This window comes from Amycolatopsis sp. w19 (genome assembly GCF_051373225.1).
Taxonomy (GTDB): domain Bacteria; phylum Actinomycetota; class Actinomycetes; order Mycobacteriales; family Pseudonocardiaceae; genus Amycolatopsis; species Amycolatopsis japonica.
The window spans coordinates 152,607-178,523 of record NZ_JBPQFM010000010.1 but is presented as its reverse complement, the minus strand read 5'-3'; the positions used below and the strand labels follow the sequence as shown (position 1 = coordinate 178,523).

Here is a 25,917-nt window from a genome sequence, read left to right as displayed (position 1 = left end):
AAGTGACGGCTACTATCTCCCCCAACATTGTTAGGGAACTTTCTTAACGATTTCCGCCCAGGTCCGCCGCCGTGTGCCCGAGGAGGCGCGCTCGTGAGTTTTCGGCAGAAGAGAACCCGGATCCCGTTACTGGCTTTGACCGTCACCGCGCTGGCCGCCGCGGTCTGCGGGGTGACCACCGCTCCCGTCGCCACCGGCGCGGAGGTGGCCGTCCCGCTGACCGCCGGCAACGCCACCCCGATCCCCGGCTTCGTGATCCAGTCTTCGGCGCAGGTCAGCGATGATTCGGCGGTGTCGAAGCCGGGCTTCCCCACCGCCGGCTGGTACCCGGTGTCGTCGCGTTCGACGGTCTACGCCGGACTGCTGCAGAACGGCAAGTACGCCGACCCGTTCTATTCGACGAACATGAAGAACGTCCCGACCGCGCAGTTCTCGGTGCCGTGGTGGTACCGCACGGACCTGAACGTCGAGGACACCTCGAAGCGCACGTACCTCGACTTCAGCGGCGTGCTCTCCAAGGCCGACGTCTGGGTCAACGGCACCCGGATCGCGACGAAGGACCAGGTCAACGGCGCCTACACCCGCCACGACCTGGACATCACCGAGCACGTGCGCCAGGGCGTCAACAGCGTCGCGTTCAAGGTCTACCCCAACGACCCCAACAACGACCTCTCGATGGGCTGGATCGACTGGGCACAGACCCCGCCGGACCAGAATATGGGCATCGTGCGCGACGTCCTCGTCCGGCGCGGCGGCCCGGTCGCGCTGCGCAGCGCCCACGTCGTCCAGAAGCTGAACTCGTCGCTCGACCACGCCGATCTCACGGTGAAGGCCGACGTCCGCAACGACTCGGCGGGCGCGGTGCAGACCACCGTGGCCGGCACGGTCGCGGGCAAGCCGGTCAGCCAGACCGTCTCGCTGGCCGCGAAGGAGCGCAAGACCGTCACCTTCCCCATCGTCGGTCTCGACAAGCCCAACCTGTGGTGGCCCGCCGGAATGGGCGGACAGCACCGGTACGAACTCGAGCTCACCGCGAGTGTCGGCGGCACGGCGTCGGACGCCTCGAAGTCGAAGTTCGGTGTCCGCGACGTCAAGGCGCCGCTGAACTCCAGCGGTGCGCGGCAGTACAGCGTCAACGGCAAACCGCTGCTGATCCGTGGTGGCGGCTACACGCCGGACCTGTTCCTGCGCTGGAACGAGACCGCGGCGGCCGACAAGCTCAAGTACGTGCTGAACCTCGGGCTCAACACCGTCCGGCTGGAAGGCCACATCGAGCCGGACGAGTTCTTCGACCTCGCCGACGACCTCGGCGTGCTGACCATGCCCGGCTGGGAATGCTGTGACAAGTGGGAAGGCCAGGTCAACGGCGAGGAGAAGGGCGAGCCGTGGGTCGAGTCGGACTACCCGATCGCCAAGGCGTCGATGTTCTCCGAGGCCGAGCGCCTGCGTGACCACCCGAGCGTCATCTCGTTCCACATCGGCTCCGACTTCGCGCCGGACAAGCGGATCGAGCAGGGTTACCTCGACGCGATGAAGGCCGCCGACTTCCTGCCGCCGGTCATCCCGTCCGCGTCGAAGCGGCCGTCCCCGATCACGGGTGCTTCGGGGATGAAGATGAACGGTCCGTACGACTACGTCCCGCCGGTCTACTGGTACGACAAGTCGCAAAAGGAGCGCGGCGGCGCGTGGAGCTTCAACTCCGAGACCAGCGCGGGCGTCGACATCCCGACGATGGACACGTTGAAGCGGATGATGTCGGCCGCTGAGCTGGAAACGATGTGGAAGGATCCGTCGGCCGCGCAGTACCACCGCTCGTCGTCGGAGACCTTTGGGAACCTCAAGCTGTTCGGCAACGCGCTCACCAAGCGCTATGGCGCACCCGCCGACCTGAACGACTTCGTGCGGAAGGCGCAGCTCGCGCAGTACGAGAACGTCCGCGCCGAATTCGAGTCGCACTCCCGCAACTACACCGACTCGACCAACCCGTCGACCGGGTTGATCTACTGGATGCTCAACAGCCCGTGGACCTCGCTGCACTGGCAGCTGTTCGACGCCTACATGGACCAGAACGGCGCCTACTACGGGGCGAAGAAGGCCAACGAGCCGCTGCACATCCAGTACTCGCACGACAATCGGTCGGTCGTGGTGATCAACCAGACGTCGAACGCGGCGAGCGGGCTGACGGCGACCACGAAGCTGTACAACCTCGACGGCACCGAGAAGTACAGCAACACCAAGACCGGGCTGTCGGTCGGCGCGCTGGGCGCCAAGGCCACCGCGGTCACCGTTCCGGCGGTGAGCGGGCTGTCGAGCACCTACCTCGCGAAGCTCGTGCTCACCGACTCGTCCGGCAAGGAGGTCAGCCGCAACGTGTACTGGCTCTCCACCAAGGCCGACACGCTGAACTGGGGCGGCAGCGACTGGTACTACACGCCCCAGTCGGGCTACGCCGACCTGACCGGGCTGAAGAACCTCGGCCAGTCCGCCGTCAGCGCGACGGCGAAGTCGGTCGCCGGCGCCGACGGAACCACCACGACCACCGTGACGCTGAAGAACACCTCGGGCGGCAAGCTCCCGGCGTTCTACGTCGACTCGAAGGTCGTGGACGCCGCGGGCAAGCCGGTGCTGCCGGTGGAGTGGAACGACAACGCGGTGAGCCTCTGGCCGGGTGAAACGACCACGCTGACCGCGAAGTACCGCACGGCCGACCTCAAGGGCTCCAAGCCTTCGGTGCGGGTCACGGGCTGGAACACCGGGACGCAGACCGTCCCGGCCGACGGCTCCGGCCCGGGCGACCCGGTCGATTACCAGGCCGAGGACGCCACGATCGACCAGGGCGCGGTGGAGTCCAACCACGCCGGGTTCACCGGCACCGGGTTCGTCAACTACGACAACGTGGCGGGCAGCTCGGTCGAGTGGACGGTGAACGTGCCCGCCGCGGGCACCTACGACGTCGTCGTCCGGTACGCCAACGGCACGACGGCGAACCGGCCGCTCGACTTCTCCGTCAACGGCTCGATCAGCGCGTCGGGCGTCGGCTTCGGCGGCACCGGGGCCTGGCCGAACTGGACGACGAGAACCGTCAAGGTGACGCTGGCGGCGGGAGTCAACAAGATCAAGGCCGTCGCCACCACGGCGAACGGCGGTCCCAACGTCGACAAGATCACGCTCTAGTCCGGGAGTCGCCTGAGAGGCCCCCTTCGCCGCCCGGCGAAGGGGGCCTTTCGGCGTCCGGCGTGGGTTACGCTTTCCGGGTGACCGGCAAACCCGACCCGCGCCTGCGGGATCTCGCGATGCTGCGCCGCGTCCGCGACCGGATCGATCGCGACTACGCGCAGCCCTTGGACGTCGAAGCCCTGGCGCGCGGCGTGCACGTCTCCGCCGGGCATCTGAGCCGCGAGTTCCGGGCCGCGTACGGCGAATCGCCCTACAGCTACCTGATGACCCGCCGGATCGAGCGGGCCATGATGCTGTTGCGGCGCGGGGACATGTCGGTCACCGAGGTCTGCTTCGACGTCGGTTTCTCGTCGCTGGGCACGTTCAGCACGCGGTTCTCCGAACTGGTCGGCATCTCGCCGAGCGCGTACCGCAAGCAGGCCGCGGAAGACGGCCGGGGCATGCCCGGCTGCGTCGTCAAACAGGTCATGCGACCGATCAGGAATCGAGAAGCGACGCCGCCGCGCGCCGACCTACCTTGAGTCGTATGACCCTCTCGATTCAGGCGTCCTACCTTCCCGCAGACGATCTCGAGGCTTCGGTTTCCTTCTACCGCGACATCCTGGGCTTCGAAGTGCGGGACGAGGGCCCGCTCCAGGCCACGGTCGGCCCGCCGGGGCAGCCGGGGACGTCGCTCGTGCTCCGGCCGCTCGCGGCCGATCAGGAGCTCACCGACGAGGAACGCGCGACGATCGCCGAACTGATGGCCAAGGGCGTCCACGGGATCATCGTCCTGTCCACCCCGGACCTGATCGACACCTTCGACCGGATCCAGGCGACGGGTGCCGACGTCGTCCAGGAACCGGTCCGGCAGTCCTACGGCGCCTTCGACTGCTCTTTCCGCGATCCGGCGGGCAATCTGGTGCGTTTCGAAGAGCGGTAGCCGGGCCTCGGTGCGCGCGCTCTGAGCCTCCCGGGTGATGATGAGCGGCGTGGAGATCGCGGTAGAACTCGTGGCACTGGTGGTGGCCGTCCTCCTGGTCACCGCCGCGGCGCGGAAACTCGACTGGTCGGCGCCGCTGTGCCTGATCGCGGTCGGGGTCGTCGCCTCGTACGTGCCGGGCGTCCCGGAGTACGAACTGGACCCGGAGGTCGTGCTGCTGGGCCTGTTGCCCCCGCTGCTGTACGCCACCGCGATCCGCACGTCGCTCATCGACTTCCGCCGCAACCGCGGGCCGATCCTGCTGTTGTCGGTGGGGCTCGTCATCTTCACCACGGCCGCGGTCGGGGTCGTGGCGTGGCTGGTGATCCCCGGTCTGCCGCTGGCCGCCGGGCTCGCGATCGGCGCGGTGGTCGCGCCGCCGGACGCGGTCGCGGCCACCGCCGTCGCCCGCAAGGTCGGGATGCCGCGCAAGCTGACCCGGCTGCTGGAGGGCGAAAGCCTGTTCAACGACGCGGCCGCGCTGGTCGCCTTGCGGACCGCCATCGCGGCCATCGCGGGTTCGGTGAGCCTGTTGCAGGTCGGCGGCGATTTCCTGCTGGCCGCCGGCGGTGGCCTGGTGATCGGGTTCGCCGTCGGCGCGCTCGCGGCGCTGATCCGCACCCGGCTCGAGGATCCGGTCACCGACACCGCGCTTTCGCTGGTGGTGCCGTTCGTCGCCTATCTGGCCGCCGAGGCGATCCACGGTTCCGGCGTGATCTCCGTGGTCGTCGCGGGGCTGATCCTCGGGCACAAGGCGCCGAGCATGCTTTCGGGCCGCTCGCGGCTGGCCAGCAGGCTGAACTGGCAGACCATCCAGTTCCTGCTGGAGAACATCGTCTTCCTGCTGATCGGGCTGCAGGTCCGCCGGATCATGACCGAGGTCGGCGACAGCGGGCTGACCGCGCTGGAACTGGTCCTGATCTGTGCCGCCACGCTGGCCGCGACCATCGTCACGCGGATCGTCTGGATGGCGGGGATCGGCCTGGCGCGCCGGGTGTTCCGCCGTCACGCCTGGCCGTGGCGGTACTCGGCCGTGATCGCCTGGGCGGGGATGCGCGGCGTCGTCACGCTCGCGGCGGCGTTCGTGCTGCCGGCGGACACCCCGCAGCGGGCCGTGCTGGTGCTGGTCGCGTTCGTGGTGGTGGCGGGAACACTGCTGCTGCACGGGACGACGCTGCCGGTGCTGGTCCGCCGGCTGAAACTGCCGCCGCCCGATCCGGCCGAGGACGCGCTGCAGGAGGCGGCCGTGCTCCACGACATGACCAGGGCCGCGCTCGAAGAGCTGGAGAAGATCCGGACCCCCGAGGATCCGGAAGACATCGTCGAGCGGCTGCGCAGCCGGCTCCAGCACCGCTCGGACTCGGCGTGGGAGGAACTCGGCAGGCAGAGCGCGCTGACCGAAACGCCGAGCGACGCGTACCGGCGCCTGCGGCTGAGGCTGCTCGAAGTCGAACGGGAGAAGTTCCTGGAGGCGCGCGACTCCGGAATGGCCGATGATGATGTCCTGCGCCGGATCCTCGAACGCCTCGACATCGAGGAATCCATGCTGGACAGGGAGGAGGAGACCGTGCCGGACTCCGATCGGGAACTGCGCACCCCCGCCGCGACGGCGGGATCCTGCAAGCATCTGACCAAGAACTGGCCGTCGGTCGAGCCCAGCTCCCCCGACGTGTGCGCCGTCTGCGTCGAGAACGGGATGACCTGGGTGCATCTGCGTGAATGCGTCAAATGCGGGAACGTCGCCTGCTGCGATTCGTCGCCGGGCAAACACGCGACCGAGCATTTCCACGACACCCTGCATCCGGTGATGCGCAGCCACGAGCCCGGCGAGACCTGGCGCTGGTGTTTCGTGGACAAACAGCTCGGCTAGCTCGGTAGGGTCCGGGGTATGAGTACCCCTGAGCAGGAAGTCGAATACCGCCAGCACCGGTTCTCACCTCCCCCGGGCGCGACCGAGATCTTCCTTGTCCGCCACGGTGAATCCGCTCCGGCGAAGGGCGACAACCCGTTCGAACTCGTCGACGGGCAGGCCGATCCGGATCTCGCGCCGGAGGGCAGGGACCACGCCGAGCGGGTGGGCCGCCGCTTGGCGGACGAGCGGATTTCCGCGCTGTACGTGACGACGCTGCGCCGGACGCCGCAGACCGCGGCACCGCTGGCGGCGAAGCTCGGGCTCACGCCGGAGGTCGAGCCGGATCTGCGGGAGATCCACCTCGGCGACTGGGAGAACGGCCTCTTCCGGCGCTACACCCACGAAGGTCACCCGATCGTCGAGCGGCTGTGGCGCGAACAGCGCTGGGACGTCATACCCGGCGCAGAGACCATGGAGTCGTTCAGCGGGCGGATCAAGGCCGCCATCGGCAGGCTGGCGGCGGCCAACCCGGATCGGAGGATCGCCGTGTTCACCCACGGCGGCGTCATCGGCGAGGTCTTCGCGCAGGCGAGCGGCGCGGCGAACCGGTTCGCCTTCCTCGGGGCGGACAACGGCTCGATCTCGCATCTGGTGGTTTCGGGCGGGAACTGGATGGTGCGGCGGTTCAACGACACGTCGCATCTTCAGTCGCCTTTCGGCTGATCCGGCCCGCCGCGACCAGGTGCACGACGACCAGGACCGCGACCGCCTCGGCGGCCAGCAGCCCGATCAGCACGAGCACCTGCGTCACCCCGGCCTGCACCGGCCCTGCGCCACCGAGGAGGACCCCGACGTAGGCGCCGGGCAAGGTCACCAGGCCGACGGTCCGGGTCTGGTCGAGCGCGGGGATCAGCGCGTGCCCCGCCGAGGGACGGCAGATCTCCAGCGCGGCCGGACGGGGAAGGAAACCCAGTGCCAGGGCGGCTTCGTACTCGCCGTGCCGGGTCACGAGTTCGTCCAGGGCCCGCCTCGCCGCCTGCGAGGTCGCGGACATCGCGCCGCCGATGACGATCCCGGCGATCGGCACGACGGCGATGGGCCGCCACGGGACCACCCCGGTCGCGAGCACGAGCGTCAGCACCGGGACCACCCCGGACGCGATGGCGAGCGCGACCCACGCGAGATCCTTCGCCACGCCGATCCGGCGTGCGGAGGTGACCGCCGCGATCGTGAACATCAGCAGCACGAAACCGCCGGTCAGCCAGCCCGATTTCAGGATCCCGACGATCACCAGCGACACGGCGGCGAGCTGGACGACGGCGCGCGCGGCCGCGAACAGCACCGCCTTGCCCTGGCCCAGCCGCCCGAACTGCACCACCGCCGCGCCGAAGATCGCCAGCACGGCCAGGACCACGGCGAGCACCGGGCCGAACTCGATCGCACCATCCGTCACGCGGATGATCCTGCCTCAGGACGTGCAGGTCACCGGTGCACCAGGGGCGGGGGCGGTGCGGTCGCTGACGACCTCGCCGTCGACGAGGATCCGGCACCGCAACGCGCCTTTGCCCGAACCCTGCGCGGAGAGGCTGTAGAACTCGTCGCGGCCTTCCTGGCTCTCGCGTTCGAAGGTGGTGCTCCACGGCGCCGTCACGTCGGTCTTCTGCAGGAGCTCGGAACCCTGCGCGACATAGGTGACGTTCTGGGCGCCCTTCGCGCCGGAAAGTTCGTAGACGACCGAGTGGATCACGGTGCGCACGGCGGCCGCGGCCTGTTCGACCCGCGGCGCGGGCGGGCTCTGCACGGGGCGCGAGGCCTTCGGCAGCATGTAACCGGTCAGGGTGACGGCGACGGCCATCACCCCCAGCACGACCACGACGGTCCCCAGCGGCTTCAGCCTGCCGGGGGCACCCTGCTCCGGCGCCGATGCCGGAGGGGTCGCGGTGGGAACACCCATGGAGAGGTCTTCTCTCGTCCGAGCGCACTTCCGTCGAGTGCGTCGCCTACTTCTCGCTCGAAGGTGACTCCGCGTTAGCCGTTATCGGGAAGAAACCCGATATTCACCCTTTTGGGTGTCCCAGTGAGCGGAGAGCGCCTGGTCATGGGGCGATCGGCGTAAGCACAGTGAGCCGAACAGCTCACTTTGAGTGACACCGCGTCAATCGACGAGACCCGAGTCGGCGAGCAGCCCGAGCATCCGCCTGCCCGCCGGCGGGCAGAGATGGGCGTCGGCCGAAGACAGCCACGCGGACTCCGCGATCTCGCGTCCGGGCGCGGGCTCCCCGCGATGCTCGGCGGTGTAACAGGTCATACGGACACGGCGGCCGTCCGCGTAGCCGTCGGCCTGCTCGTTCAGCACCGCGAAGAAGCGGAAACTCAACGGGTCGAGCTCGACGCCGAGCTCCTCCCGGATCTCCCGGCACAGCCCGGCGACGTCGCCTTCTCCCGGCTCTCGCTTGCCTCCTGGCAGGTAGAACTTGGCCTTGCCCTCGGTCCGCACCGACAGGAGGCGGCGGTCGCGGACGTGGATCCAGGCCAGCGAATCGATCTCCGCTTCGGACACGGCCTGATTCTGTCGTAGCCCGGGGGCATCATGACAACCGTGTATCGGGAGACGACGGCGACCGGCGGCCTGGACGGCGTGGTGCGCCGCCTGTGGGAGGACACGGGCGGCGCACCGAAGCGGATCGTGCCCGACTGCTGTGTGGACCTCGTGGAATGCGGCGGCGAGGTCTTCGTCGCCGGGCCGGACACGGTGCCCTGGACCTGGGAGACCGGCGAACGGGCGCATGGCGTGCGGTTCGCCCCTGGCCGGGCGGGCGACGTCCTGGGGCTGGGCGCCGACGAGCTGCGTGATCAGCGCGTTCCCCTCGCCGACCTTTGGGGCAAGGAAGGCGAACTGCTGGCCGAACAGGTCCTCTCCGGCGCCGCTTCGCTGACCGATGTCGTCGCGCGACGCCAAGCCGGACGAGCCGACCGGGAGATCTCGGAGCTGATCGCCAGGCTGGACGGCGGGGCGCCCAGGGTGTCCGCCGCGCTGAAGCCGTTCACCACCGGGGAGCGGCAGCTGCGGCGGCGGTTCACGCTCGCCGTGGGCTACGGCCCGGCGACCTACCTGCGGGTCAGCCGGTTCCAGCGTGCCATCGGCCTCGCGGGGTCGGCGCCGGATCTCGCCTCGCTGGCGTTCTCGGCGGGCTACGCCGATCAAGCTCACCTGAGCCGCGATTGCCGAGAGTTCTCCGGGCTGAAGGCGAGTGAGTTCTTCCGCGCCAGGAAGTGAGCGATGTCCACTGTGGACTCGTACAGCGCGCGGTAATGCGGGTAGAACTCGTCGTAGACATCGGCGTCCGCGCTCGGACGGACGATTTCGGCGACGGGGTTCCAGGCTGCGATATCCGGCTCCAGCCCCAGGGCGACGGACGCGAGAACGGCGTTCCCGAACGCGGCACCGATGGTTTCCGCGGGGATCTCCTGGTCGATCCGAGCGACGTCGCTGACGATCCGCGTCCACACACCGCCTCGCGTCCCACCGCCGACCGCGACGAAGCGGCCCGTACCGCCACCGGCCTCCCGCATGGCTTCCAGGTTGTGCCGCACCCCGTACGCCGTTCCTTCCAGCGCCGCGCGGTACAGCTCGGCACGATCGTGGGAAGTGGTGAGCCCGGCGATGATGCCTCTGGCGTCCGGATCCGGCACCGGTGTCCGTTCTCCCGCGAAGTACGGCAGCATCAGCAATCCGCGGCTGCCCGCCGGGACCTCGCCCGCCGCCGCGGCCAGCTCGCCGAACCCGCCGCCGACGAGCTCCCGCAGCCAGTCGGTGATCGCACCGGACGTCGCCATCCCCGCCGCGAGCGAATAAGTACCGGGAAAAGCGCCGCGGGTCGTCCACAACCCCTGGCCGGGGCGCGGATCGGCGAGCATCTGGACCAGGAACATCGTGGTGCCGTACATGAGCATCGTGTCCCCGGGCGCGGTGACCCCGACGCTGGTCGCCTCGGCCCAGGCGTCCACCGTGCCCGCCGTCACCGGGATCCCTTGCGGCAGACCGGTTTCCGCGGCCGCCTCGGCGGTGACCGAGCCGACCACCTCGGTCGGCCACGCCAGCCTGGGCAGGTCGACGCCGGGGGCGATCGCGGCGACCCGGTCGGCCGCCCAGCGGGCCTCGCGCAGGTCGTACATCGGATCGCATTGGCTCGCGGAATGATGGTCGAGGACGTATTCACCGGTCAGGCGCAGGACAAGGAACGAACTCGCCATCAAGAAGAGCTTCGCCCGCTCGAACACGTCCGGCTCGTTCTTGGCCAGCCAGCGCCATTTCGGCCCGACGGCCTGCGAGCCGAGCGCGCTCCCGCCGCGTTCCACAATGGATTCTTCGCCGAATTCCCGGTTCAATTCACGGATTTCGTCGAATGCGCGGGTGTCGACGCCGTAAAGGATCGCGGGGCGCAACGGTTTCCCGGAAGCGTCGGCGGGTAACAGCACCGGCCCGATCCCGCTGACCGACACCCCGATGATGGGATGATCCTCCGCGCTCGCCGAAAGCTCCCTCGCCAGCGCGAGGAAGTCTTGCCACCACACGGTTTCGGCGTCGTGTTCGAACCAGCCGGGACGGGGCCGGGAGGTCTCGTGCGGCCGGGATGCCCGCGCCACCACGGCGCCCCGGGAATCGACGAGGACACCTTTGGAACTCGAAGTGCCGATGTCGATGCCGAGCACCAGGCCCGGTTCCCCCACGACCCCTCCGAACTCCCGCACGCGAGTAGCGCGATCAGCGGATGGTAACGATTGTCGGTCAAGCTATTCTTCCCGTGCGAAGGTGTCAATACACCTGCAGAAGGGGAGGTCACGGTGGCCACCATCAACGACGTGGCGGCGAAGGCCGGGGTTTCGACGGCGACCGTGTCGAGGACGCTCAACGGGAAGTCCACTGTGGACCCGGTACTCGCGGCACGGGTGCAGGCCGCCGCCGCGGAATTGGGCTATCATCCGAACGGTCTCGCGAGGAATCTGCGCCGTCAGGAGACCGCGGTCCTCGCGCTCATCATCTCCGACGTGGAGAACCCCTTCTTCACCGCGATCGCCCGGGGCGTGGAGGACATCGCGCAGACCGCGGGCTACTCGGTGGTGTTGTGCAACGCCGACGACAACGAGGAGAAGGAGCGGCGCTACATCGACGTCGCCCTCCAGGAGCGGGTCGCCGGCGTGGTGCTCTCCCCCACCGGCCGGGCCACCAACGTCGACCGGCTGACCGAACGCGGCACGCCCGTGGTCGCCGTCGACCGGCCCCTGCTGAAGAACACCGGCGACCAGGTACTGGTCGACACCCGGCTCGCCGCCCGCGACGCGACCCGGCATCTGCTCGACGGCGGCTACCGGCGGGTCGCCTGCGTCAGCGGGCCGGCCGGGGTGCGCACGGCCGAGGACCGGCTGGCCGGCTACACCGACGCCGTCGGCGAGGGGAACGCGCTCACCCGGCGGGCCGAGTTCCGCGCCGAGGGCGGCAGGCTCGCCGCGCTCAGCCTGCTCGACGAGCCCGAGCCGCCGGACGCGCTGCTGGTCGGCAACAGCACGATGGCGATCGGCGTCCTGGAGGCACTGGCTTCACGCGGCCTGCGATCGGGACAGGACGTCGGGATCGTGTCGTTCGACGACGCGCCGTGGACGACGCTGATCGACCCGCCGCTGACGGTGGTCGCGCAGCCCGCGAACGAGGTGGGCCGGGTCGCCGCCGAACTGCTGCTCGCCCGCATCGGCGACAGCACGCGCAAGGCCACGACGACCACACTGCAGGCGAAGCTGATCGTGCGCCGGAGCTCACGTCGCGACTGACCCAGGCGCACGACGTGCCTGGGCGACCGGTTCGCACCGGCCGCCCAGGAACGCCCCACCCCCTTGTTCCCCCAAGCCGGCCCCACACCAGCCGGGTTCTCCGAAGCGGTGGGAAGAAATCGTTTACCTTTCGGACGGTAAGTTCCTCCTTACCACCTGTCAAGCCGAAGTCCTGGACAAGCTCGCCCGTTCCGGGCACACTGTGGCGATATTCCCTACTGCACGTGTTTGATTCCGTGCGCTCTGTGTTCATCTCTGGTGAATTCACCCACGAAATCGAGATGAGACCGCACGAACCCGCACAGACGCGTTACTCTAGGCGCTATGTCGATAGCGCTCGAGAACGTTCTCGCCAAGGCGGGCCTGAAGGTCGACGCCAACGAGTTCCTGAACCTCGTCGAGGACGCGGCGCGGAGGCTGACCCCACCGAACCCCGACCCGTCGCACTACTTCTCGGCGGACCAGCGAGCCGCGCTCACCGACGTCGGCCTGGACCTCTCGCCCCGCGGCGAGGACGAGCCGGACTTCCGTGCCCGGACGGTCGCCGCGCACGCCGTGCTCGCCGATTCGGCGCTCAGCGTGCTGGAAGCCGCGAAAACGCTGGGCGTGGACGACAGCCGTATCCGGCACCGCCTGAAGGAGGGAAGGCTCACCGGCTGGAAGGACCAGGGCTGGCGGTTGCCCGCCTGGCAGTTCGCCGGCTCCGGGGTGCTGCCTGGTCTGGAGGTCGTGCTGCGTGCCGTCCCCGAGGACCAGCCCGCCCTCGTCGTCGCCGCGTTCATGAGCACCCCGCAGGCCGACTTGGTGATCAACGAGCATCCCGCCACCCCGCGCCAATGGCTCCTTTCGGGTGGCGATCCCGAGCACGTCGCGAGACTGGTGGCCACGCTGGGCTCGCCGTTCTGAGATCTTTGCCCGACGACGGAATTCCAGTCGGGGGTAGGCCGTAGGCTGACCCCACCGAGCAAGATCACCCGACAAGGACGGACGACTCCCGAGGTATGGCCCGGCTCCCCCTGCCGCCCGCACGCTCTGTCCTGGTCAAGGAGCTGCACCGCACCAACGACGTGGTGACGGTGCACCCCGGCACCAGGCTGGTCAGGATCTTCACCGCGCACGGCAACCACCCCCAGCAGTGGAATTCGTTCCGCTACAGCGGCCCGCTCCCGCACGGCCGCTTCGACCCGCAGACCCCCGGTCGCGGCGGTCGCCCGGTCACCGACCCCGGCAACGGCGTCCTGTACTTCGGGCTCACCGTGCGCACCAGCATCGCGGAGGTCTTCCAGACGACATCGACGGTCGACCGCAAATCCCGCGGCCCTCGGCTGGTGGTCGTCCGGCCGACCCGCACGCTGCGGCTGCTCGACCTCGCGGGCCTGTGGCCGACCCGGGTCGGCGCCTCGCAGGAGATCTCCAGCGGCCCGAAGAAGATCACCCAGGCCTGGGCCCGCGCCATCCGCGCCGCGTTCGGCGACCTCGACGGTGTCTGGTACCGGTCGTCCATGGACTCCGGCGGCCCCGCGCTCGCGCTGTGGGACCCGCCGGCCGGGAACTCGCTGCCGGTCGCGCCCGACGTGCTGCTCCCCCTCGACCATCCGGGGCTGGACGTCCCGCTGGGCCGGGTCTGCGAAGAGCTGAACTACACGCTCCTCAGCTGACCGATGCCATGAAAGGTCCTTTCCTTGCGAAATTTGCAAGGAAAGGACCTTTCATGGCATCCGGTGACCCGAGAGATCAGAGGTGGCGGCCCCACCACTGGAGCACGGCGTCGAACCGCTGCACCCGGTGCCGGGGCAGCCCCGACCGCGTGAGTTCGTGTCCCTCGCCGGGGAACAGCAGGAACTCGGCCGCGACGCCGTTCTGCCGCAGGGCCACGTACATCCGCTGCGCCTGCTCCAGCGGGCATCGCCAGTCCTGCTCGGAGTGCACGACCATGAACGGGATGTCGATCTTCCCCGCGTAGGTCAACGGGCTGCGCTTGCGCTGCTCGTCGGGGTCGTCACCGACGTAACCGCCGGCGAAGAACCAGCCGATGTCGGAACTGCCGACGAACGAGTCCCAGGCGTTGACCGCGCGCTCGCTCCACGCGGCGCGGAACCGGCCGCCGTGGTGCGCGGCGAGCCAGCTGGTCATGAAACCGCCGTACGAGCCGCCCATAACGCCGACGCGATCACTGTCCAGATCGGGCAGTTTGAGCGCTTCGTCCAGCAAGGCCAGCAGATCGTCCGCGTCCACGGTGCCGAAACCGTGGACGATGCTCCGGCCGTGGCTTTCGCCGTACCCGGCGGAACCGCGCGGGTTCCCCAGTACGACGGCGTAGCCCGCGGCGGCGAGCACCTGAGCTTCGTCGAAGACCTTCCATTCGTACGGCGCGAACGGTCCACCGTGGACCATCAGGACCACGGGATGCGGTCCGTCGCCCTCGGGCCGGACGATCCAGCCGTGGACCGGATAGCCGTCGGGAGCGGTCGTTTCCAACTCCTCCAGCGGCAGGATCCCGGTGTCCCGCAACGCCTTCGAGTAGTCGGTGAGCACGCGCGGCCCGCCGTCCGACAGCAGGACGACGTCGCCGGAACTCTCGGGCGTGCCGATCACCGCGACGATCCGGTCGCCGTCGACGGCGAAGGACTTCACCACGGTGCGCTCGCCCGCCAGGTGCCGCAACGTCTTCAGCTCGGCCAGTTCGGCGTCGAGGGGGACGGCGCGCAGTTCGGCGGCGCCGCGGGTGCGGACCACGACGAGGACCTCGTCGCCGACGACGACCGGAGCGCTCGCCGCGTTGTCGCAGTCCACCGTCTCGACGTCGGTCAGCCGCCGCGGGGACGAGGGTTCGGCGCCGGAGGGCCACGACGCTTGCCAGAGCCCCGTGTTGCGCGCGATCTCCTCCTGACCGGAGAACTCGGTGCCGTAGAACAGGATCGAACCGTCCGGCGCGACGACGGGCCGGTCCGCCGTGCCCAGGGACCGGACGAGCAGCCGGGGTTCGCCACCGCCGGCGGGCACGGCGTAGACGTCCGAGCGGACGGTGTCTTCGGCGGCCCAGTCACGCGGGGCGGTGAACAGGACGTGCTCGCCGTCGTCCGTCCACGAAGGATGGTCGACGTCGGCCCGGTCGTCGGTCAGCGGCGTGAGCTCGGCGAGTTCCTCCTCGTCGAGCGCGCCCGCGGTGTCCACGACGAACAGACGTTGTGGACGGTCGTTGAGGAAACCAGCGTCGTCGACGCGGTAGAAGAGGTTCTTGATGTGCCGCGGCGCTTCTTCACCCGGCTCCGGCGTCTCGCCGTCCGCGTTCTCGGTGCCGTAGCGGCCGGCTTCCGGTACGCGGGCGACGAAGGCGACGCGGCGGGAGTCCGGCGCCCAGACCGGCGCGCCCGCGCCGAGGGGGAGATCGGTGATCCGTTTCGCGTCGCCGCCGGCCGCGGGCATCACGTGCACCTGCGGTTTGGCCGCACGCCCGGAGCCCTCTCCCGCGCGGAGGAACGCGACCCACCGGCCGTCCGGCGAGACGGCGGGGGCGGAGTCCTTGGCCCCGTGGGTCCAGGGCCCTTCCCCGCCACCGCCCAGGTCGACCCTGCGCAGGCCGGAGCGGTAGCTGTTCGTCTTCAGATCAGGCCTGCTCACCGCGGTGAGCAGCAGGTCGCCGTGCAACGCGAGGATGCCGGGGACCGTCAGGGCTTCGATGTCAACGGGACGCACGGCCCCGACGGTACCCGATCCTTAGCAGCTCTAACTACTGATTGAAGACTCCTGCTCAGCGGCTTCCAGCTTCTTCGCCTTCGCGAGGCTGGCCAGCGTCGTCACGCTCAGGACCACGACGATGACACCCAGGGAGACCCAGTTGTTGATGTCCAGCCAGTCCGGGACGACGTGGTACTCGTGCAGCGCGTGCAGGAACAGCTTGGCGCCGATGAAGGCGAGGATCACCGCGAGGCCGTAGGACAGGTACACCAGCTTGGTGACCAGGCCACCGAGCAGGAAGTACAGCTGGCGCAGGCCCATCAGCGCGAACGCGTTGGCGGTGAAGACCAGGAAGGCCTCCTGCGTGATACCGAAGATGGCGGGGATCGAGTCGACGGCGAACAGCAGGTCCGCGCTGCCGATGGCGACGATCACCAGGAACATCGGCGTGATCCAGCGCTTGCCGTCCTTCTTCACGAAGGACTTGTGGCCGTGCCATTCCTCGGTGACGGGGAAGAGCTTGCGCACCCAGCGGGTGAGCGCGTTCTCCTCGTACTCCTCTTCTTCGTCCTTGTTGCGGACCATGCTGATCGCGGTCCAGATGAGGACGGCGCCGAAGAGGAAGAAGACCCAGACGAACTGCGCGATCAGTGCGGCGCCCACGGCGATGAACACGCTGCGCATGGCGAGCGCGAGCAGGATGCCGATCAGCAGCACACGGTGCTGGTGGATCGCGGGCACCTTGAACGACGTCATGATGATCATGAAGATGAACAGGTTGTCCACGCTCAGCGAGTACTCGGTGATGTACCCGGTGAAGAACTGGACCCCGGGGTCGTGTCCGGCGAAGACCCAGACACCGATGCCGAAGGCGACGGCCACTGCGACGTAGAAGATGACCCACCTGGCGGCTTCGCCGGTGGTGACCTCATGCGGCTTGCGATCGACGATGACCAGGTCGAGCGCGATCAGCGCGAGCAGACCGCCGACCGTGGCGATCCATAGCCACAGGGGAACAGACATGTAACCAACCCTCCGGATAGTGCACAGCAGCAACTAACCGGAGGTCTCTTCCGCCGGTATGAAACCGGCCGACGGTGCCGGGGGCCCGCGAAGGCCACCGTGCTGACGACACCGCCGCGAAGGAATACTCCCCTCACAGCTGGTCCAGTTTGACCTGTCTGTACGCATGACGCCAGTTAAGGTTGCCCTTGTCACCAAGATGATGGCGTAACTCCCGTCACACCCCGCTCACTTGTGTGGTCCGTGTGTGCCGGGAGAGCGACTCTCAGGTTCGGTGAAATACGGTCATTCCGTGCCCCGAATCCCGCTCCCTCGCACGCGAGGCGCGAAGCTCATCGCGCTCGCCGCGGTCGTGGTGGTCCTGGCCGCCGCGGCCGTCGTGTGGACGAACAGCGACCCCGCCCCGTCCGCGGTCAAAACCCAGGACGCGACCCTCGATCTGCCCGAAACCCCGGGCTCGTCCGAGGTCGTCAAGATCGACACGACCACGTACCTGCCCGAGCGGACCCCGGCTCCGGCCGTGCTGCTCGCCCACGGTTTCGGCGGTGACAAGAACAGCGTCGCCACCGAAGCCCGCGAACTCGCCGACAAGGGCTTCGTCGTGCTGACCTGGTCCGCGCGCGGTTTCGGCCGCAGCACCGGGAAGATCGCGCTGAACGACCCCGACCGCGAAGTCGCCGACGCCCGGAAGCTGATCGACACCCTGGCCGCGCGGCCCGAGGTCCTCAGCGAGAACGGCGACCCGAAGGTGGCCGTCTCCGGTGCTTCGTACGGCGGCGCGCTTTCCCTCCTGCTCGCCGGGACGGACAAGCGGGTCGACGCGATCGCGCCGGTGATCACCTACAACGACCTCGCCCAGGGTCTCTTCCCGAACGCCGCCGCCCCGGCCGCGCCGAACGCCACGACCCCGGCCGCCGGCGCGTTCACCGCGGACGGCGTCTTCAAGAAGTCCTGGGCCGGCATCTTCTTCTCCGCCGGTTCCGGCGCGGCGCAGAGCGGCTCCCCCGCCAACGACGCGCCCGAGGCCGGTGACGAGACGAGCGAATCCGGTGCGGCACAGGGCACGGGCGCGGCAGGCGCCGCGGCGCGGTCGCTGCCACTCGGCGGCCCCAACGGGCAACGTCCGCCGTCCGGCCCCGCCGACCCTTGTGGACGGTTCACCGCCGAGGTCTGCCAGGCCTACACCGAACTCGCCACCACCGGGAAGGCGAGCCAGAAGACCGTCGACCTGCTCCGCCGGGTCTCCCCCGCGTCCGTGACGGACAAGATCACCGTGCCGACGCTGCTGGTGCAGGGCGAAAGCGACACACTGTTCGGCTTGGACCAGTCCGACGCGACCGCCCGGCAGATCTCCGCCGCGGGCGGCAAGGTCCGCACGATCTGGTACACCGGCGGCCACGACGGCGGGAAGCCCGGACAGAAACTGCGCGCGCAGATCGCGGATTTCCTCAAGTTCTCCCTCACCGGGCAGGGCACCGATCCCGGCACCGGGTTCAGCTACGACATCCAGGGAACGCTGAGGGCCAACGGCGCCCCCTCGGTCCGGACCGTCAGCGCCCCGGCGTACCCGGGAGCGACGGGCGACGCCACCGAGCGACGCCAGTTCGCCTTGGCAGGCCCGGCGCAGCCCGTCGTCCGGCCCGCGGGCGGCAACCCCGCCGCGGTGAGCGGGATCCCCGGATTGAACGGCGCGGTGGCGGGCTCGTCGCGGCTTTCCGGACTGTTCAGCCTGGACCCGCCGGGGCAGGCCGCGCAGTTCGCGACGCCACCGCTCGACGCGCAGACGATCGCGGCCGGTTCCTCGACGGTCCGGCTGCAGGTCTCCGCGGATCCGTCCGCCGCCGCTCCGCAGAAGGAAGCGGTCCTGTTCGCGAAGCTCTACGACGTCAACTCGGAAGGTGTCCGCACGCTTCCGGCCAACGCCGTCGCACCGTTCCGCGTCTCCGGCCTGCCCGCCGACGGCAGCCCGGTCGAGGTGACGGTGACCCTGCCGGGCATCGTGCGGCCACTGGAGGCCGGGCACACGCTGCGACTGGTCGTCGGCACGACGGACCAGGCGTTCGCGACGCCGGTCGAACCCGCGGTGTTCCGCATCGGACTGGCCGACGGTGGACGGCTCGCCGTCCCGGTCGTCCACGGCAACTCCGTCGGCGCGGGCGCGCCCACCGCACAGCTGCTCGGGATCGCCGGGACACTGCTCGCGGGTATCGCGATCACGGTGATCGCCGCGTTCCGCCGCCGCCGCGCGCACGACGTCGACGAGAGCCTGGCGAAGACGCCGCTGGTGATCGAAGGTCTGCGAAAGGCCTACGCTGGCGGGTTCGTCGCGGTGAAGGATCTGTCGTTCCGGGTCGAACCCGGCCAGGTGCTCGGCCTGCTCGGGCCGAACGGCGCGGGCAAGACGACGACCCTGCGCATGCTGATGGGACTCATCACGCCGACCGCCGGCACCATCCGCGTGTTCGGCCATCTGATCGCGCCCGGCGCGCCGGTGCTGTCCCGGATCGGGTCCTTTGTGGAGGGTTCGGGCTTCCTGCCGCACCTGTCCGGCAAGGAGAACCTGGAGCTGTACTGGGCGAGCACGGGCCGCCCGACGGACAAGGCGCATTTCGCCGAAGCGCTGGAGATCGCCGGGCTCGGCGACGCGGTGAACCGGCGGGTCCGCACCTACAGCCAGGGCATGCGGCAGCGGCTCGCGATCGCGCAGGCGATGCTCGGCCTCCCGGAGCTCATGGTGCTCGACGAACCGACCAACGGGCTCGACCCGCCACAGATCCACCAGATGCGTGAGGTGCTCCAGCGCTACGCGGCGACCGGGCGCACCGTGGTGGTCTCGAGCCACCTGCTGGCCGAGGTCGAGCAGACCTGTACGCACGTGGTCGTGATGCACCGCGGCATGCTGGTCGCCTCGGGTGAGGTCGGCGAACTGGCCGCCTCCAGCGGCGAGGCGACGTTCCGCGTCGACAAGCCCGCCGAAGCGGCCGAAGCGCTGCGAAAGGTCGGCGGCGTTTCCGGCGTAGACGTCGACGGGGAACTGGTCCACGCGGATCTCGACGGTCTGGCCCGCGCCGAGGCGGTCGCCGTCCTGGTGCGGGCCGGGGTCGCGGTCGAACAGGCTGGACCGCGGCGCCGTCTGGAAGACGCGTTCCTGCAGCTGGTCGGAGAGGACTCGAAGGGTGAGTAAGACCAATGGTTCCGGCCCGGCACCCCGGGCGGATCACGGCGTGCACACCGATCCGGCGGCACTGCTGGAGCTGACCGAGGTCGCGTCGCACGAACCGACCGAGGTCGGCCCGGACGGGGCGGTGGCGGGCTACCGCGCCGACCGGACACTGCGGCTGGGCGTCGAACTGAAGCGGCAGCTCAAACGGCGGCGGACCCAGCTGATGCTGGGGTTCGTCGCGCTGCTGCCGTTCATCCTGGTGATCGCGTTCGAGATCGGGCAGGCCAACCCGAACCGCCGCAGCGGCGGGTTCGTCGACCTCGCCACCGCGAGCGCGCCGAACTTCGTGGTGCTCGCGCTGTTCGTGTCCGGGACGTTCCTGCTGCCGATGATCGTGGCGTTGTTCTACGGCGACACGATCGCGAGCGAGGCGTCGTGGTCGAGCCTGAAATACCTGCTCGCGATGCCGGTCCCCCGGCATCGGGTGCTGCGGCAGAAGGCGATCGTCTCCGGCATCCTCTCCGCGGTCGCGCTCATCCTGTTGCCGCTGGTGTCGCTGGTGGTCGGCGTCATCTTCTACGGCGCGGGCGACGCGATCAGCCCGACCGGGGACGCGGTGTCGTTCGGCGACAGTCTCATCGCGATGGGGCTGGCGACGATCTACATCATCCTGCAGCTGGCGTGGGTGGCCGGGCTGGCGATGCTGCTCTCGGTCGCCACCGACGCCCCGCTGGGCGCCGTCGGCGGCGCGGTGATCGTCGCGATCGTCTCGCAGATCCTCGACCAGATCACCGCGCTCGAAGGGCTGCGGGACTATCTGCCGACGCATTTCGCGTTCTCGTGGATGGATCTGATCTCGACCGACATCGACTGGACGAACATGGCCAACGGCATGTTGTCGGCGGCGTTGTACGGCACGGTGTTCTTCCTCCTCGCAGGCCGCCGGTTCGCGACGAAGGACATCACCAGCTGAGAGCGTTTTCGCACTGAACAAACGACCGGGGTCCACCGGGAAGACGAAATTCTCTTCCCTGGTGGGCCCCGGTTTTCACTGGCCGTGGCGACCTTCACCCATTAGCGCCGGTAACCGGTGTTTCATGCGCATGTGAACATCGATTTTCCGATCATCGACTCATTGGGTGAAAAGTTCGCATTCATCTTCGGCGGCCTCCGGGAAATCCTTATCTTCAGTGAAAAGGTGCCGACGCGAGAAGAAAGCGGGGATGTCACCATGACCCAGTCAGTCGAGACTCCGGTCCAAGAATTCTCTCTCGATTGGACCATGAACGCCGGCAAGGGCGGCCGGGTCGGATTCGCCGTCTCGGGCCAGGTGACGCTTCTCGACAACAATCGGTTCTACAAGATCGACGGGGTCCTCTACATCTCCGAGGGCAGCACCTACTGCCGCGAGATCGGCAACCCGCATCTGTTCGTCCGGCGCAACGGCGTCGAGGAGAGCGGCAGGCAGTGGGGCTGGGAGACCATCTGCAACCGCAAGTCGTGCAGCAGGCTGTGTTCGATGGACGCCTACTTCGTCCGCACCGGCTACTGGGCGCCCGCCGACCGCGCCATCCAGCTGAGCATCGGCGCCGAGACCGGCTGGAACCGCAAACGGTCCTTCAGCCCGACGGTCACCGTGCGCCTCAAGGATTGAGCGGTCCACTGTAGATCCCCGCGGGCTCGGGTACGGTCGGCCCATGGCCACCTCCTCGATCCGTGTGGACGATGAAGGCGGGATCGCCGTCGTCACCCTGCAGCACGACAAGGCGAACACCCTCGACACGGAGTTCTGCCAGGAACTGACCCTCCGGCTCGAAGACGTGCAGCTCGGCGGCTATCGCGGTGTCGTGCTGACCGGCACCGGCGGCATTTTCTCCGCGGGTGTCGACCTGCGGCGGGTGCACGACGGCGGCACGGGTTATCTCGAGGACTTCCTGCCCGCGCTGTCGGACGCGTTCCTCTCGGTGTTCGGTTTCCCCGGTCCGGTGGTCGCGGCCGTCAACGGACACGCGATCGCCGGCGGGGCGGTACTCGCCGCCGCCTGCGACCGCCGTGTCCTCGCCGACGGCCCCGGCCGGATCGGGATCACCGAACTGCTCGTCGGCGTGCCGTTCCCGTTGGCGGCGCTGGAGATCCTGCGGTCCGGGTTCGGCGCGGACATCCTGGCCGAACTCGCGTTCCTCGGCGAGACCCATCTTCCGGCGGACGCGCTCCGGCTCGGCCTGGTGAACGAGGTGACCGCGCCCGGGGACGTCGTCGAGCGGGCGGTGGAGGTCGCCGGGAAACTCGCCGAGATCCCGGCGGCCGCGTACGCGCACACGAAGGCGCAGCTGCACCGGCCGTTCCACGAGCGGATCGCCGAACACCGCACCGGCGACGACGCCCACGTCCTCGAACTGTGGAGCTCCCCCGAAGCCCGCGCGGCCATCAAGGCCTATGTCGACCGGGTGCTGCGCGGCTCGACCGGATAGGCGATTGCCCACCGGCTGTGACTCTGTGAGTATCCGACCGCTCAACAGGTCCCGATGGGGAGGGCATGGATGCGGAAGCTCACGGCCGCGTGGTCGGTTCTGGCGATCACCGTTCTCGCATTGGCCGGGTTGACCCCGGCCGCGCAGGCGGCACCCGAGGACATCAAGGAGGCGCTCGGGCGGATCCCCGGGCTGACCGTCGTCTCGGAGAACCCGGCGCCGACCGGATACCGGTTCTTCAAACTCACCTATACCCAGCCCGTCGATCACCGCAGGCCGGAGGGCGGCACCTTCCAGCAGCGTTTCACGTTGCTGCACAAGGAATTCCGCTCGCCGACCGTGGTGTACACGAGCGGGTACAACGTGTCGCAATCGCCCAACCGCTCGGAGCCGACACAGATCGTCGACGGCAACCAGCTGTCGATGGAATACCGCTTCTTCACCCCGTCCCGGCCGGAGCAGCCGAACTGGGGCAAGCAGCTGACGATCTGGCAGGCCGCCGCCGATCAGCACCGCGCCGTCGAGGCGTTCAAGCGGCTCTATCCGGGCAAGTGGCTCGCGACCGGCGGCAGCAAGGGCGGTATGACGGCGACCTACTTCCGTAGGTTTTTCCCGGACGACGTCGACGCGACGATCCCTTACGTCGCGCCCAACGACGTCATCAACGAGCACGACCGCTACAACCGGTTCCTGGCGAACGTCGGCAACGATCCGGCCTGCCGTTCGGCCCTGAAGGCGATCCAGCGTGACGTGCTGACCCGGCGATCCGAGTTCGCGGCGCTCGCCGCCGCCGACGCGGCCAAGAACGGCTACACGTTCAAGACCGTCGGTTCGGCCGATGTGTCGCTGGAGATCTCGGTGATCGACTCGTACTTCGCCTTCTGGCAGTACCAGAGGCAGTCGGACTGCGCGACGATCCCGAAGGCGGGCGCCCCGGCGTCCGAGGTCTACGCCTGGTTCGAACGCGTCGAGAGCCTCAACACCTACTCCGACCAGAACCTCGAGATCTACGTCCCGTACTACTTCCAGGCGGCCTACCAGCTCGGCGCTCCCGAGTCCTACGAAGGCTATCTCCGGGATCTGCTCCGCTACCCGGGCTCCAACGTGTCGCGGACGTTCGTGCCGAAGTCGGTCGACATCCCGCGGTTCGACCATCTCGCGATGCCGGACATCGACTTCTGGGTGAAGTCGCGCGGGAAGCGGCTGATGTTCGTCTACGGCGGCAACGACCCGTGGGGTGCCGAGCCGTTCAAGCTCGGCTTCGGCACGAAGGACTCCTACAGCTACACGGTGCCGGGCGGCAACCACGGCGCCCGGATCTCGCAGCTTCCCCCGGAGCAGGCCGCCGAAGCGACGAACACCGTGCGGCGCTGGGCCGGTCTGCCCCCGGTCTCACCGGGCGTCAGCACACGTTCAGTGCCCGCCGGTTTCCCGGACTTCGACGCCGACCTGACCATGCTCGAACGCCGTCGCCTCTGACCCCCGCACGCGGTTCGTCCTCTGAATGCGGTACTTGCACACGCAAGGATCGCGTTCAGAGGACGAAACGCGGGGTCACTTGATGCCGGCCGCGTCCATGCCCCGGAGCTCCTTCTTGAGGTCCGAGACCTCGTCCCGCAGCCGGGCCGCCAGCTCGAACTGCAGGTCGCGCGCGGCCTGCATCATCTGGTCGGTCATCTGCTGGATGAGGTCGGCCAGTTCGGCGCGCGGCATCCCGGCGACGTTCTTGTCCGCGAGCATCCCGGAACTGCGTACGCGGTCGCCCTGCTCGGGCTTCTTGCCACGCGAGGAGTTCCGGCCCGAGCCACCGACGGCGACAGACTCCGTGTCCTCGGCCTCGCTGTAGACGCGGTCCAGGATGTCGGCGATCTTCTTCCGCAGCGGCTGCGGGTCGACACCCCGCTCCTCGTTGTAGGCGACCTGCTTGGCGCGGCGGCGATCGGTCTCGTCGATGGCGTGCTGCATCGAGTCCGTGATCTTGTCCGCGTACATGTGCACCTCGCCCGACACGTTTCGCGCCGCGCGGCCGATCGTCTGGATCAGCGACGTGCCACTGCGGAGGAAGCCCTCCTTGTCCGCGTCGAGGATCGCGACCAGCGACACCTCGGGCAGGTCGAGACCCTCACGGAGCAGGTTGATGCCGACCAGTACGTCGAAATCGCCCGCACGCAGCTGCCGCAGCAGCTCGACCCGGCGCAGCGTGTCCACCTCGGAGTGCAGGTACCGCACCCGGATGCCCAGCTCCAGCAGATAGTCGGTGAGGTCCTCGGCCATCTTCTTGGTGAGCGTGGTGACCAGGACGCGCTCGTCCTTCTCGGCCCGCTCGCGGATCTCGTGCACCAGGTCGTCGATCTGGCCCTCGGTCGGCTTCACGACGACCTTCGGGTCGACCAGGCCGGTGGGCCGGATGACCTGCTCGACGAACTCGCCGCCGGCCTGCCCCATCTCGTACGGCCCCGGCGTCGCCGAGAGGTACACCGTCTGCCCGATCCGGTCGCTGAACTCCTCCCAGGTCAGCGGCCGGTTGTCGACCGCGCTGGGCAGCCGGAACCCGAAGTCGACCAGGTTCCGCTTCCGCGACATGTCGCCTTCGAACATGCCGCCGATCTGCGGGACGGTCTGGTGCGACTCGTCGATGACCAGCAGGAAGTCGTCCGGGAAGTAGTCGATGAGCGTGGCGGGCGCGGAGCCCGCGGAACGGCCGTCGATATGCCGCGAGTAGTTCTCGATACCGGAGCAGAACCCGACCTGGCGCATCATCTCGATGTCGTACGCGGTGCGCATCCGCAGCCGCTGCGCCTCGAGCAGCTTGCCCTGCTTCTCCAGCTCGGCCAGCCGTTCCTCCAGCTCGGCCTCGATCCCGCGGATGGCCTTCTCCATCCGCTCCGGGCCCGCGACGTAGTGCGTGGCCGGGAAGATGCGGACCTCGTCGACCTCTTTCACGATGTCGCCGGTGAGCGGGTGCAGGTAGTAGAGCTTCTCGATCTCGTCGCCGAAGAACTCGACGCGGATCGCCAGCTCTTCGTACGCCGGGATGATCTCGACCGTGTCGCCGCGGGCGCGGAAGGTGCCGCGCGCGAAGGCGATGTCGTTGCGGGTGTACTGCACGTCCACCAGCGCGCGGAGGAAGACGTCGCGGTCGAGTTGCTCGCCGACCTTCAGCTTCGTCGACCGGTCCAGGTACGACTGCGGCGTGCCGAGGCCGTAGATGCACGAGACACTCGCGACCACGATGACGTCACGCCGGGACAGCAGGTTCATCGTCGCCGAGTGCCGCAGCCGCTCGACGTCGTCGTTGATCGACGAGTCCTTCTCGATGTAGGTGTCCGTCTGCGCGATGTACGCCTCGGGCTGGTAGTAGTCGTAGTAGCTGACGAAGTATTCGACCGCGTTGTGCGGGAACAGCTCCTTCAGCTCGTTCGCCAGCTGGGCGGCGAGTGTCTTGTTCGGCGCCATCACCAGCGTCGGGCGCTGGACGCGCTCGATCAGCCAAGCCGTCGTCGCCGACTTGCCGGTACCCGTGGCACCGAGCAGCACGACGTCCTTCTCGCCCGCGTTGACCCGGCGTTCGAGCTCGTCGATGGCCGCCGGCTGGTCACCGGCGGGCTTGTACTCGCTGACCACCTCGAACCGGCCGCCCGTCCGGGGGATGTCCGTGACGGGGCGGAAGTCCGACTGGGCGAGCACGGGGTGTTCGGATGCGAAAGCCACGGGAACCAGAGTAGGCGCAGGGTCCGACAGTTTCACCGATCCCCTGGTCAGAGCC

Annotated in this window: 21 protein-coding genes; 14 read left to right on the top strand and 7 right to left on the bottom strand. The window is 68.9% G+C overall.

Annotation, left to right across the window (positions count from 1 at the left end; genetic code table 11):
• Positions 1–93: 93 nt before the first annotated feature.
• The 5 genes from ACSMFO_RS21330 (at position 94) to ACSMFO_RS21310 (ending at position 6,713) form a co-directional block, all read left to right on the top strand.
• On the top strand, positions 94–3,174 hold the full coding sequence (locus ACSMFO_RS21330; protein ID WP_436460221.1) for a glycosyl hydrolase 2 galactose-binding domain-containing protein: 3,081 nt from the start codon (positions 94–96) through the stop codon (positions 3,172–3,174).
• A 119-nt stretch (positions 3,175–3,293) separates the two neighbouring features.
• Positions 3,294–3,698 carry a helix-turn-helix transcriptional regulator gene (locus ACSMFO_RS21325; protein WP_198941864.1) on the top strand — a complete coding sequence of 135 codons (405 nt, stop codon included), beginning with the start codon at positions 3,294–3,296 and terminating at the stop codon, positions 3,696–3,698.
• 5 nt (positions 3,699–3,703) lie between these two features.
• On the top strand, positions 3,704–4,099 hold the full coding sequence (locus ACSMFO_RS21320; protein WP_360087625.1) for a VOC family protein: 396 nt from the start codon (positions 3,704–3,706) through the stop codon (positions 4,097–4,099).
• Between the two features lie 40 nt (positions 4,100–4,139).
• Positions 4,140–6,008 carry a Na+/H+ antiporter gene (locus ACSMFO_RS21315; protein ID WP_083650158.1) on the top strand — a complete coding sequence of 623 codons (1,869 nt, stop codon included), beginning with the start codon at positions 4,140–4,142 and terminating at the stop codon, positions 6,006–6,008.
• An 18-nt stretch (positions 6,009–6,026) separates the two neighbouring features.
• The gene (locus ACSMFO_RS21310) at positions 6,027–6,713 is read left to right on the top strand and encodes a histidine phosphatase family protein (protein WP_436460220.1); all 687 of its coding nucleotides are present in this window, start codon (positions 6,027–6,029) and stop codon (positions 6,711–6,713) included.
• Here the strand turns inward: ACSMFO_RS21310 and ACSMFO_RS21305 are convergent.
• The 3 genes from ACSMFO_RS21305 to ACSMFO_RS21295 all read right to left on the bottom strand — a co-directional run bounded on the left by ACSMFO_RS21305 (position 6,676) and on the right by ACSMFO_RS21295 (position 8,550).
• Entirely contained in the window at positions 6,676–7,443 is a 768-nt protein-coding gene (locus tag ACSMFO_RS21305; protein WP_436460219.1) for an ABC transporter permease, read from the bottom strand. The genes ACSMFO_RS21310 and ACSMFO_RS21305 overlap by 38 nt on opposite strands.
• A 15-nt stretch (positions 7,444–7,458) precedes the next feature.
• On the bottom strand, positions 7,459–7,944 hold the full coding sequence (locus tag ACSMFO_RS21300; protein ID WP_436460218.1) for an MmpS family transport accessory protein: 486 nt from the start codon (positions 7,942–7,944) through the stop codon (positions 7,459–7,461).
• 201 nt (positions 7,945–8,145) lie between these two features.
• The gene (locus ACSMFO_RS21295; RefSeq protein ID WP_436460217.1) at positions 8,146–8,550 is read right to left on the bottom strand and encodes an NUDIX hydrolase; all 405 of its coding nucleotides are present in this window, start codon (positions 8,548–8,550) and stop codon (positions 8,146–8,148) included.
• A gap of 30 nt (positions 8,551–8,580) precedes the next feature.
• Between ACSMFO_RS21295 and ACSMFO_RS21290 the strand changes: the two genes are divergently transcribed.
• Positions 8,581–9,267: a helix-turn-helix domain-containing protein gene (locus ACSMFO_RS21290; protein ID WP_436460216.1), complete on the top strand. Its 687-nt coding sequence runs from the start codon at positions 8,581–8,583 to the stop codon at positions 9,265–9,267.
• On the opposite strand, the gene ACSMFO_RS21285 is transcribed toward ACSMFO_RS21290, so the two are convergent.
• Positions 9,198–10,721, bottom strand: coding sequence for an FGGY-family carbohydrate kinase (locus ACSMFO_RS21285; RefSeq protein ID WP_436460215.1), 1,524 nt, complete (start codon positions 10,719–10,721; stop codon positions 9,198–9,200). The genes ACSMFO_RS21290 and ACSMFO_RS21285 overlap by 70 nt on opposite strands.
• A 114-nt stretch (positions 10,722–10,835) precedes the next feature.
• On the opposite strand from ACSMFO_RS21285, the gene ACSMFO_RS21280 reads away from it, so the two are divergent.
• The 3 genes from ACSMFO_RS21280 (at position 10,836) to ACSMFO_RS21270 (ending at position 13,474) form a co-directional block, all read left to right on the top strand.
• Entirely contained in the window at positions 10,836–11,816 is a 981-nt protein-coding gene (locus ACSMFO_RS21280; RefSeq protein WP_436460214.1) for a LacI family DNA-binding transcriptional regulator, read from the top strand.
• Between the two features lie 324 nt (positions 11,817–12,140).
• On the top strand, positions 12,141–12,722 hold the full coding sequence (locus ACSMFO_RS21275; RefSeq protein ID WP_037345518.1) for a hypothetical protein: 582 nt from the start codon (positions 12,141–12,143) through the stop codon (positions 12,720–12,722).
• 95 nt (positions 12,723–12,817) lie between these two features.
• Positions 12,818–13,474 (top strand): RES family NAD+ phosphorylase, encoded by a 657-nt coding sequence (locus ACSMFO_RS21270; RefSeq protein ID WP_007028108.1) that lies wholly within the window; start codon positions 12,818–12,820, stop codon positions 13,472–13,474.
• 76 nt (positions 13,475–13,550) lie between these two features.
• On the opposite strand, the gene ACSMFO_RS21265 is transcribed toward ACSMFO_RS21270, so the two are convergent.
• Together ACSMFO_RS21265 and ACSMFO_RS21260 are read right to left on the bottom strand one after the other, a co-directional pair.
• Complete coding sequence (locus ACSMFO_RS21265; RefSeq protein WP_436460213.1) at positions 13,551–15,512, bottom strand: alpha/beta fold hydrolase; 1,962 nt, start codon at positions 15,510–15,512, stop codon at positions 13,551–13,553.
• Between the two features lie 30 nt (positions 15,513–15,542).
• Positions 15,543–16,517 (bottom strand): TerC family protein, encoded by a 975-nt coding sequence (locus tag ACSMFO_RS21260; RefSeq protein WP_360123473.1) that lies wholly within the window; start codon positions 16,515–16,517, stop codon positions 15,543–15,545.
• Positions 16,518–16,791: 274 nt separating this feature from the next.
• Between ACSMFO_RS21260 and ACSMFO_RS21255 the strand changes: the two genes are divergently transcribed.
• From ACSMFO_RS21255 to ACSMFO_RS21235, 5 genes are all read left to right on the top strand, one after another.
• A complete protein-coding gene (locus tag ACSMFO_RS21255; protein ID WP_436460212.1) occupies positions 16,792–19,701 on the top strand; it encodes an alpha/beta fold hydrolase in 2,910 nt (969 codons plus the stop codon).
• Positions 19,694–20,653 (top strand): ABC transporter permease, encoded by a 960-nt coding sequence (locus tag ACSMFO_RS21250; protein ID WP_436460211.1) that lies wholly within the window; start codon positions 19,694–19,696, stop codon positions 20,651–20,653. The genes ACSMFO_RS21255 and ACSMFO_RS21250 overlap by 8 nt, the downstream gene beginning before the upstream one ends.
• Positions 20,654–20,911: 258 nt before the next feature.
• A complete protein-coding gene (locus tag ACSMFO_RS21245; RefSeq protein ID WP_038511343.1) occupies positions 20,912–21,334 on the top strand; it encodes a hypothetical protein in 423 nt (140 codons plus the stop codon).
• Between the two features lie 43 nt (positions 21,335–21,377).
• The gene (locus tag ACSMFO_RS21240) at positions 21,378–22,151 is read left to right on the top strand and encodes an enoyl-CoA hydratase/isomerase family protein (protein ID WP_436460210.1); all 774 of its coding nucleotides are present in this window, start codon (positions 21,378–21,380) and stop codon (positions 22,149–22,151) included.
• Between the two features lie 69 nt (positions 22,152–22,220).
• The gene (locus ACSMFO_RS21235) at positions 22,221–23,630 is read left to right on the top strand and encodes a S28 family serine protease (protein WP_436460209.1); all 1,410 of its coding nucleotides are present in this window, start codon (positions 22,221–22,223) and stop codon (positions 23,628–23,630) included.
• Positions 23,631–23,705: 75 nt separating this feature from the next.
• Here ACSMFO_RS21235 and uvrB read toward each other — a convergent pair whose 3' ends face one another.
• A complete protein-coding gene (uvrB, locus tag ACSMFO_RS21230) occupies positions 23,706–25,862 on the bottom strand; it encodes an excinuclease ABC subunit UvrB (protein ID WP_360087598.1) in 2,157 nt (718 codons plus the stop codon).
• Positions 25,863–25,917 lie beyond the last annotated feature (55 nt).

Bases quoted from the DNA above. Each gene is read 5' to 3' on its own strand.
- ACSMFO_RS21240 (WP_436460210.1), top strand. From the start codon at position 21,378: ATGGCCACCTCCTCGATCCGTGTGGACGATGAAGGCGGGATCGCCGTC.
- ACSMFO_RS21235 (WP_436460209.1), top strand. From the start codon at position 22,221: ATGCGGAAGCTCACGGCCGCGTGGTCGGTTCTGGCGATCACCGTTCTC.
- ACSMFO_RS21270 (WP_007028108.1), top strand. From the start codon at position 12,818: ATGGCCCGGCTCCCCCTGCCGCCCGCACGCTCTGTCCTGGTCAAGGAG.
- ACSMFO_RS21315 (WP_083650158.1), top strand. From the start codon at position 4,140: ATGAGCGGCGTGGAGATCGCGGTAGAACTCGTGGCACTGGTGGTGGCC.
- ACSMFO_RS21325 (WP_198941864.1), top strand. From the start codon at position 3,294: ATGCTGCGCCGCGTCCGCGACCGGATCGATCGCGACTACGCGCAGCCC.
- ACSMFO_RS21260 (WP_360123473.1), bottom strand. From the start codon at position 16,517: ATGTCTGTTCCCCTGTGGCTATGGATCGCCACGGTCGGCGGTCTGCTC.
- ACSMFO_RS21275 (WP_037345518.1), top strand. From the start codon at position 12,141: ATGTCGATAGCGCTCGAGAACGTTCTCGCCAAGGCGGGCCTGAAGGTC.
- ACSMFO_RS21300 (WP_436460218.1), bottom strand. From the start codon at position 7,944: ATGGGTGTTCCCACCGCGACCCCTCCGGCATCGGCGCCGGAGCAGGGT.
- ACSMFO_RS21310 (WP_436460220.1), top strand. From the start codon at position 6,027: ATGAGTACCCCTGAGCAGGAAGTCGAATACCGCCAGCACCGGTTCTCA.
- ACSMFO_RS21320 (WP_360087625.1), top strand. From the start codon at position 3,704: ATGACCCTCTCGATTCAGGCGTCCTACCTTCCCGCAGACGATCTCGAG.
- ACSMFO_RS21245 (WP_038511343.1), top strand. From the start codon at position 20,912: ATGACCCAGTCAGTCGAGACTCCGGTCCAAGAATTCTCTCTCGATTGG.
- ACSMFO_RS21290 (WP_436460216.1), top strand. From the start codon at position 8,581: ATGACAACCGTGTATCGGGAGACGACGGCGACCGGCGGCCTGGACGGC.